This is a genomic window from Eggerthella sinensis, assembly GCF_003339815.1.
Lineage (GTDB): Bacteria > Actinomycetota > Coriobacteriia > Coriobacteriales > Eggerthellaceae > Eggerthella > Eggerthella sinensis.
Genome location: NZ_PPTT01000055.1, coordinates 1 through 8,888, shown reverse-complemented (window position 1 = coordinate 8,888; position 8,888 = coordinate 1). Strand labels below are relative to the sequence as shown.

Genomic DNA, 8,888 nt, shown 5'->3' with positions numbered 1-8,888 from the left:
GCGGGGGGGGGGGGGGTGGGGGCGGGGCGCTGCGCTACACTTGATCGTGTGCGGAATATGGTTGTCGCCGTGCATCAGGGGTTTCTTCGTCGAGCGAGAAAGGGGTCAACCGTGTCCGGTTCCCAAAAAGCACTCAAAATCATCTCCATCATCATGATCGTGTGGGCCATCGTGGTCATCTTGCTGGGAGCCTTCATGGCGGCCGGCTCGGCGGTGCCCGGCGTGTCCTCCGAAACCATCGACACGGGCGACGGCATCATGAACATGTCGACGGCGGCGCTCGCATTCGGCATCGGCACCATCGTCGGCGGCGTGATCAACCTCATCATTGGCCTGCTGGGTCTGCGCGGCGCGAAGAACCCGCGCAAGATCGGCGCGTTCTTCGTCATGTGCATCATCGGCTTGATCTTCGGCATCGCGGGGCTCGTGCTCGACATCATGAACGGCGCCCTTGCGTGGAACGACATCGTGAGCGTGCTCATCGTGGTGGTGTGCACCTGCCTGGCGCAATCCATCAAGAAGCAGGCGTAGGCGGCGCACCGCGCCCGGCAACGCACCGCGCCCGGCGCCACCGCCATCCCGGCATCCGAACGAGGCCCCTGCGGGGGCCTCGTTTCGCGCTTGCGGTATACTGCGAGACGGAGAAAACAACGCGAGAAGGGGCGAACACGATGCTATCGGTGCTGTGCGTGGGCTTGGGAGGCTTCATCGGGTCGGTGGGCCGCTACCTGCTGGGCCTCGTGCCGTACGAGGGCGATTTCCCGCTCATGACCTTCATCATCAACTTCGTGGGCGCCGTCATCATCGGCGCCGTGTTCGAAGCCGCCACGGTGGGGCCCGGCCTGCCCGACAACGCCGTCCTGTTCCTCAAGACGGGCGTGTGCGGCGGCTTCACCACGTTCTCGGCGTTCTCGCTCGAAACGCTCAACCTGCTCGAGAGCGGCAAGTTCGCCACCGGCGCGGCGTACGCCTGCGGCAGCGTCGTCGTGTGCCTCGTGGGCGTGGCGCTCGGCCGCCTCGCGATGCGCGCGATCCGCACCGCGCTCACGGGTTCCGCCGAAGCCTGATCGCGCGGCGGCGTATCCGGCCGCGCGCCTCGAGCCCCGCCTCAGTGCGCGCGCGTGGCGTTGTTCGGGTCGATGGACATGCTCTGGAAGCGCTGCTCCATATACTGGTTGTCGAAGTGCTCGCCGAAGAACTGCTCCACGGCCGTCTCGGGCGCCTTGCCCGCCATGCGCTGGTACCAGCAGTCGAGCGACAGCAGCGTCATGCCGCCGTCGACGATCATGAGCACGGCGCACACGGTGGTCAGCGTGTAGCGCCAGTTCCACGGGATGAGGTTCACCAGCTTGAGCATCCACGGCAGCAACAGCTTGATCCACACGACGCCCAGCACGCCCCACATGGCCATGAACATGCCGTTCGTGCGTCCGTCGATGGACAGGAAGGTGCCCGTGTAGTCCCAGGCCACAATGCCGAAGGCGAACTGCATGAACCAGCTGGTGAGGTACTCGAACCCGCCTCCGATCACCGCGCTCACCAGAAAGATGAGGATGACGTTCTTGTCGTGGAAGCGGTTGAGCGCCACGGTCATGAGCACGGCGCCGAACCCGTAGATGGGCGAGAACGGCCCGAACAGCAGGCCCGCGCGATCCTCGTAGTGCCCCGGCGCCACCACGAGGAAGTGGTACACCGTCTCCAGCATGAGGCCGATCACGCAGCACACGACGAAGATCCAGAACAGGTTGAAGAAGTTGAGCGCGATGAAGCCCTTGCCGGTCTCGTCGCGACCGAGCGTGCCGTCCTCGGCGTCCTCGCGGGTCTCCATGTCGCGCAGCTTGCGCTGCAGCTCGCGCTCGTCGGCCAGCGACGGGTCCACGTAGCTCGACAGCGCGATGAGCACGACGAGCACCACGCCGTAGGGGATGAGGTCGGGCGTGAGGCCGCTCAGCATCATGTCGCACAGGATGACCAGGATGAGCACCACGATCATGACCTCGGCGATCTGCGCGGTGCGGCGGCGCTTGTCGCGCAGCAGGCGGATGCCCAGGATGACGAACATCACCGACAGCACCGTCATGAGCACGGTGTCGGCGATGAAGATGACGAGGGTGGCGGTGGAAAGCTCGCCCGTGATCATGCCCTGCTGGAACGCCACGGCCATGCCGAGGATGAGCAGCACGAGCACCGGCACGAGGGCCGCGCCGCTGACGATGCACAGGGTGCCGAAGATTTTCAGCGGCAGCGGGATCTTATGGTGCGACGTGGGCGTTGTATCGTCGAGTTCGAGGGCGTTGTCGACGCGGTCGGACTGCTCGGGCTTCCCCATGGTGATGTTCTCCTCATAGGCGAGCGCGCTCGCCTCGCGAAGCGGCCGCACGGCCGCCGTGATTGCACAACGGTCACCAGTATATCGTATACGGGACGCCGCGATGTAACCGTGCGCTACTCCTCGGCGATTTCCTCCACGAACCAGCGCGGGCCTTCGTAGAAGAGGAACTTCTCGTGACCGTTCACCGACACGAGGTAGCGGATGCCCGTGCCGCCCACGCGCTGCGAGGCGCGCCTGATGGACTCGTGCACGCGGTCGATGGCGAACGTGCGGCCGTCGCGCCAGATGATTTCGAGCGGCGTGAGGCGCCCATCGACATCGATGCGCGCGGTCACCTCCACGTATGTTTTGCGAAACGCCATACCCAGCAGGAAACCACGCGGGGCCTCCCGGCACAATCGCCCGCTCCGAGTTGTAGCGCAAGGGATGGCGCCGCGTATACGAGCGCCTTGACGCGCGAGCGCCCGGCGGCGTGCCGCCGGGCGCTCGCCCCTACTCGATGTCGTTCAGTTTGATGCCCGAATACTCGTGGGCGGTGAAGAACAGGATGATGCCGGCCACGAGGCTGATGCCCATCATGTAGTACGCGGGCATGAGGCCGTTGCCCGTCGCGTCGATGAGCGCGGTGGCCACCATGGAGGCCGTGCCGCCGAACACGACGTAGGCGATGTTCGAACCCAGCGCGGCGCCGGTGTAGCGCACCTCGGTGGGGAACATCTCGGCCTGGTAGCAGGCGATGTTCGCGTCGTTGAACGACAGCGTCACGCACATGACGAGCTCGGCGGCGATGACGATGGGCAGCTGCGCCGTGCCCAGCATCATGAAGGCCGGAATGCTGAGCACGATGAACGCCGCGCACGATCCCAGCAGCATCTTCTTGCGTCCCACGAGGTCTGACACCTTGCCCGCTCCGAAGATGATGAAGATGTACGTGACGAGCGCGATGTCGGTTGCCAACTGCGCCGCCGACGCCTCCATCGACGTGTAGCTGGTCAGGTACGTGGGCAAATACGTCAGCACGAGGTAGAAGCCCACCGAGTTCACCATGGTGGCCGCGATGCTTGCCAATAGGCGCTTCTTGTACTTCTTGAACACGAGGCGCGTGGGATGCGGCGCCTCCTTGGCCGGGTCGGCCACCGATGTCATCTCCTGGTAGGTGGGCGAGTCCTCAAGCCGCGTCCTGATGTAGTGCGCCACCAGCCCGAGGGGCCCGGCCAGCAGAAACGGGATGCGCCAGCCCCACGAGATCACGTCGGCCTCGGGCAGCAGCAGCTTGATGAGCAGCGCGGCCGTCGAGCCCGCCAGCAAACCCGCCGCCGTGGAGGCCGGCACGAGCGAGCAGTACTTGCCGCGATGGTTCGCCGGCGCGTACTCGGCCAGGAACACGGCTGCGCCCGAGTACTCGCCGGCGGCCGAGAAGCCCTGCACGCTGCGCAGGCACAGCAGCAGGATGGGCGACAGCAGCCCCACCGTCTCGTACGACGGCAGGCAGCCGATGAGGAAGGCCGCGCCCGTCATCATGAAGATGGACAGCGACAGCGACCACTTGCGCCCCTTCTTGTCGCCCATGCTTCCCCAGAACGCGGCTCCCAACGGGCGAAACACGAACGACAGCGCGAACACGGCGAACGCGAGCAACGTGGAGTTCACCTCGGAGTCGGGGAAGAACACGATGCCGATGGTGATGGCGAAGTACGTGTAGGTGGCGTAATCGAACCACTCGATGAAGTTCCCCAGAAACGACGAGGCGGCTACCTTGAACGGTACCTTCGGTTGCGCGGCTTCTGCGCTCATAACGACCCCCTTGGTGCAGGCTCCTCCGCATCGGCGAGCTGCTCATGTCGTGCGCGCCACGCCTCTTCGGCTTCGCGCGCCTCCTTCTCCTCGTGCCACTGCGCCAGCTGCTTCGCCGCGAGGGAGCCCGCGGGAAACGGTTCGGCCAGGCCGCGCGCCACGAGCTGTTCGTCGTGGCGAACCCACTTGAAGAACTGGATGCCCATGAGCAGCACCACGATGCTGAACGGGATGCCGCCGGCGATGGTGGCGAACTGGATGGTGTTGAGGAAATCCTGGCCGGCCGTCACCATGAACAGCACGGCGAGCGCGGTGATGCACAGCGCGAGCACCGCCTTGAAGCTGCGGCTCTGCCGGGCGGCGGGCGACACGAAGTTCGACAGCGCCATGACGCCCGAGTCCACCGAGGTCACGATGTAGCCGCCGATGAGGATGGCGGCCACCACGGTGAGCACGCCGCCCACGAGCGGGATGCTGTCGATGGTGAGGAACAGCCCCATGGACGAGTCGGCCGTGGTCTGCGCCACGATGTCGGGGTTCGACATGGCGGCCCACACGCCGGTGCCGCCCACCACGCACGTCCAGACGATGCACACGGCGGCCGGCACGAACACCACGCCGCCCACGAACTCGCGCAGCGTGCGGCCGCGCGATATGGTGGACACGAAGCCCGCCGTGAAGGTGGCGAACGCGAAGCACCAGCAGAAGATGAAGAACGACCAGAACGCCTGCCACGAGTCGCCGTACGTCGCGATGCCCGATGCCAGGTTCGTCGCTTCGGTGAACCCGCTCATCAGCATGAACTGGTCCACGAACACGCTCAACGACTCGGGCAGCACGCCGAGGATGTACAGCGTGGGGCCGAAGATGAACACGGCGACCACGAACACGATGGACACGACGGCGTTGAAGTTCGATATGTTCTTGATGCCCTTCACCACGCCGAACCACACCGACATCGTGGCGATGCAGCCGAACAGGATGACGAACGCCACCTGGAGCGCCGCCCCGGTTTGGATGTGGAAGATCTGCTGGATACCCGAGTTGAACTGGTAGGACGCCAGCCCGAGCGAGGTGGTGAGGCCGAAGATGGTGGCGATGACCACGAGGATTTCCACGACGATGCCCGCCGGGCGTTTGGCGCGGGCGGGGAAGAGGTCTTCCACCGTGCCGCGGAACGTCGTGTCCTTGTGCATGTTGTAGCGCGCGTAGCACATGAACAGCGAGACGATGGCGTAGATGGCCCAGGCGGGAATGGCCCAATGGAAGTACGTCCAGGCCAGCGCCGCGTCGCCCGCGAACAGCGGGTCGGGGATGGCGACGGGCGTGCCGCCGTACATCATGATGGGCTCGGCCACCGCCCAGAACACGAGGCCCACGCCCTGGCCGGTGGCGAACAGCATGGCGAACCAGGAGAAGTAGGAGAACGCCGGCTTGGCGTCGACGCCGCCAAGCCGGATGGTGCCATACTTCGTCACCGCCACGAGCACGCAGACGACGAAGCAGAGGAACGCGCACAGCACGATCCACCAGCTGCAGTACTGCGTGACGAACGTGCGCAGCGCGCCCACCGCGTCGATGAACGTGCTCGCGCTGACCACGGCGATGCCCACCACCACGAGCACGATGGCCACCGACACGGCGCGGATGAGGTAGTCGTGGCGCACGGTGCGGCCGAGCCGGGCGGCCTGCGCGTGCTTCGGCTCGGGGTCGAGCTCGCCCGACTCGCTTTCGATCTCCTCGACGGTGCGCGCGTGCGCGCGACCGTCGTCGGAGTCGTTAGATCTCATGGTAGTCTCCCTCGCCGGAGAATTCGCACGCGATGGCCGCCACCATGTTCTTCACCGCCACGTTGCGCAGAATGGCGCCCTTCTCGCGCGAGGACGCCTCGGGCGACGACAGGCAGCCCGAAGGCGGCGTGTAGCCGGGGACGATGGGCAGGATGTCGTAGTTCGGCAGCGCGGCCGGCAGGCCGTCGTACAGCGGGTGCTCGATGCGGTCCATGTCCACGAGGTCGGGGTAGAACAGCAGCATGAGCGAGGTCTCCATGACGCCGGCGTGCTCGAGGTCCCACCCGGTGAAGCCCTCGGGGTAGAGCGCCTCGATGGTGCCCTCGTCCACGAAGTCCCAGTAGCTCAGCAGCTGGATCTTCACATCGCCCACGCCGTTCGCGCGGGCCTTCTCGAGGGCCAGCTCGGCGCCTTCGAAGATGAACTGGTAGTTCTCGTAGTGGCCGTTCATGAACACGATCTTGCGCGCGCCGTGCTCGATGAGGCCGTAGACGATGTCCTTGGCGAGCGCGATGAGCGTCGAGCCCGACAGCGACGTGGTGCCCGTGAGGTGGAAGCCGCCGCCCGAGCGCTGCTGCGAGCGGTAGCCGTAGGTGATGGGGGCGGCCACGATGCCCTCGAGCGCGCCGTCCGTCTCGCTCACGAGCGCTTCGGCCGTGGCTCCCGCCATGGCCTTGGTGAGCGCGGCGTCCACGCACATGGCCATGTGCGACCCGTGCTGCTCCAGCGCGCCCACGGGAATGAAGACCACGGCGTCGCGGCCGAGCTTCTCGCGGTAGGTGAACGCGTCCATTTCCTCCATGTAGACCGTCGGTTTCATAAGGGGTCCCTCCTTGGATCGGAAAGCGCCCGCCGCACGCGGCGGGCGCCGTGTCAGGTCAGCGCGTGGATCAGTAGTCTTCGAGCAGGTCCACCTGGGCCTTGCTCGCGCGCAGGATGAAGTTGCGTCGGGCCTGGGCGCCGCCCTGGGCCAGCTTGCGCAGGATGACGCGCTTGAGGCGCGGGTAGTCGTTCATGCCGTACCAGGCGACGGCCGTGCCGCCGACGTAGGCCTCCACGATGCTGTGCACCGGCACGTCGACGTTGCGCAAGCCATCGAGCTTCAGGTACTCGTCGATCTGCTCGGCACAGAGGTCGCGGATGACGTCGGCGCTGATCTCGAGGTCGCGGGCCAGCTGGCCCAGCTGGTAGTCCACCTCGGCTTCGTCGGCATGCGGGAAGTAGGTCACGTCGTAGGCGACCGCGCCGGCGCCGGCGGCCTTCGCGAACTGCAGCATCGCGTCGAGCGACATCATCTGCACGTGGTCCTCGGTGCGCTCGGCGATGTCGAGCTCGGCGGGGAAGCCGGGCAGGCCCTGCGCGGCGAACGCGGCTTGCAGCTCGTCCTCGTTCTTCGCGGCTTCGAACTCCACCTCGGTGGCGATATGGGTCAGGTTGGATGTGATCTTCATGGTTCGCACCCTCCTCGGGTCGGTGGCGTGTGGGCTAGCTCAGCGATTCCTTGGCCGATTCCTCGTCGATGTGCGCTTCGAGGGTCTCGCGTATCTCGGCCTCCTTCTCGATCTTGTCGCCCGCCTTGCTGGCGGCCTTGGTGGAGAAGAAGATCTGGGACACGCCGCCGAGGATGATGAGCGCGCCGCCCACCAGCTGCAGCTGGGTGAGCACTTCGCCGAACATGAAGAAGCCCAGCACCGACGCCATGATGGTCTCCTGGTAGGAGATGGCGGCAAGCTCGCCGGCCTTGAGCATCTTGGTGGCGTAGGCCAGCAGGTGGAAGGCGATGAAGCCGGTGATGAGCGCGGCGGCGATCCACACGAGCCAGGACGTGGCGTCCATGGTGAAGATGTCCCACGGGGCGGTCATGATCTGGCCGGCCGCGTCAACCTGCGCAACGCCGTTCACCTTCACCGTGTACTTGAGCCCGCCGGACAGCAGGCTGTCGACGGCCATGAGGCCCAGGATGGTGATGGAGGCGAACAGGAAGTTCCACCAGGAGCGCACGTTGGAGTCGCAATCCTGGCGATAGCGGCCGACGAACAGGTACAGGCCGTAGGCCACGCCGGACGCCAGGCCGATCATGTTGCCGAACATCCACTTCGGGTCGAGGTCGAGCGTGAGGCCGGTCGGCGTGATGATGCCCACGATGAACAGCATGCCCACGACCACGGCGGCGATGCACAGAAAGCCCTTGAGGTTGATCTTCTCCTTGAGGAAGATAGCCGCCAGGATGGTGGAGTAGATGGGGCCCGTGTAGATGAGGAACGACGCGTTCGCGAGCGTCGTGTACTGCGTCGAGATGACGTAGAGGCCGGACAGCAGGCCCAGGAAGATGCCGGAGAACACCATGGCCGGCGAGAGCTTCGTGGAGCGCACCTTCTTGAAGTTGCCGCGCGCGAACACGACGAAGATGACGGTGAGCGCGATGAAGCCGATGAGGTTGCGTCCGAATGAGATGAAGTCGCCGGGGGCGTTGATGTAGCGTCCGAATGCCCCGATGCCGCCCATGGCGGACGACGAGAGGAACATAAAGATGAAGCCTTTGAGCTTGTACTTCGCTTGTTCGTTCATGTATCCCTCCTTGACGCGGCGTCGTGTCGTCCGAGTCCTGGATACACGTCGACCCAAAGTCCGGGCGGGCGGACGTGCTCAAGGGTGCAACGAATCACGCGGGCGCTGCGGCGCCGCATGGGTGTTGAAGTATCGTAAGGGGAAAAGCCGGGCGGCTCCCGGAAAACCTCGAACAAGGAGTGCCTGGTGTTCGGCAGATCGGGTTTTCCGGGGCCGGTGTCGGGAGATGCGGCCCGCGCGCGGTGTCCCCTGGCGCGGGCGCTCACGCTAGTCCGAGACTAGTCGTTCCACATCTCGGGATGGATGAGGGTCGGGTCGGCGACGCGGTTCGGGAAGTAGTCGAGGCACTCGCCCTCGCGGAAGACGTCCGCGGTGGAGCAGTGCAGGCCGCCGCCGAACGGGTA

9 protein-coding genes are annotated in these 8,888 nt (G+C 65.7%); 2 read left to right on the top strand and 7 right to left on the bottom strand.

Going from position 1 to position 8,888, the window contains the following annotated elements:
• Positions 1-111 precede the first annotated feature (111 nt).
• Complete coding sequence (locus C1876_RS17190; protein WP_114547942.1) at positions 112-531, top strand: hypothetical protein; 420 nt, start codon at positions 112-114, stop codon at positions 529-531.
• A 140-nt stretch (positions 532-671) separates the two neighbouring features.
• The gene (gene crcB, locus C1876_RS17185; protein ID WP_114547941.1) at positions 672-1,067 is read left to right on the top strand and encodes a fluoride efflux transporter CrcB; all 396 of its coding nucleotides are present in this window, start codon (positions 672-674) and stop codon (positions 1,065-1,067) included.
• Between the two features lie 41 nt (positions 1,068-1,108).
• Here the strand turns inward: crcB and C1876_RS17180 are convergent, their stop codons facing one another.
• The 7 genes from C1876_RS17180 to C1876_RS17150 form a co-directional block, all read right to left on the bottom strand.
• Positions 1,109-2,329, bottom strand: a complete 1,221-nt coding sequence (locus tag C1876_RS17180; protein WP_114547944.1) for a putative ABC transporter permease — start codon at positions 2,327-2,329, stop codon at positions 1,109-1,111.
• A 116-nt stretch (positions 2,330-2,445) separates the two neighbouring features.
• Positions 2,446-2,694, bottom strand: coding sequence for a hypothetical protein (locus tag C1876_RS17175; protein WP_211309580.1), 249 nt, complete (start codon positions 2,692-2,694; stop codon positions 2,446-2,448).
• Between the two features lie 130 nt (positions 2,695-2,824).
• Positions 2,825-4,126: an MFS transporter gene (locus C1876_RS17170; RefSeq protein ID WP_114547940.1), complete on the bottom strand. Its 1,302-nt coding sequence runs from the start codon at positions 4,124-4,126 to the stop codon at positions 2,825-2,827.
• Positions 4,123-5,916 carry a BCCT family transporter gene (locus C1876_RS17165; protein ID WP_114547939.1) on the bottom strand — a complete coding sequence of 598 codons (1,794 nt, stop codon included), beginning with the start codon at positions 5,914-5,916 and terminating at the stop codon, positions 4,123-4,125. Before C1876_RS17165 ends, C1876_RS17170 begins: the two co-directional genes overlap by 4 nt.
• Positions 5,906-6,736 carry a creatininase gene (locus C1876_RS17160; RefSeq protein ID WP_114547938.1) on the bottom strand — a complete coding sequence of 277 codons (831 nt, stop codon included), beginning with the start codon at positions 6,734-6,736 and terminating at the stop codon, positions 5,906-5,908. The genes C1876_RS17165 and C1876_RS17160 overlap by 11 nt, the downstream gene beginning before the upstream one ends.
• Positions 6,737-6,806: 70 nt before the next feature.
• Entirely contained in the window at positions 6,807-7,367 is a 561-nt protein-coding gene (locus tag C1876_RS17155; protein WP_114547937.1) for a hypothetical protein, read from the bottom strand.
• 34 nt (positions 7,368-7,401) lie between these two features.
• Positions 7,402-8,484, bottom strand: coding sequence for a DMT family transporter (locus C1876_RS17150; protein WP_114547936.1), 1,083 nt, complete (start codon positions 8,482-8,484; stop codon positions 7,402-7,404).
• Positions 8,485-8,888: the final 404 nt, after the last annotated feature.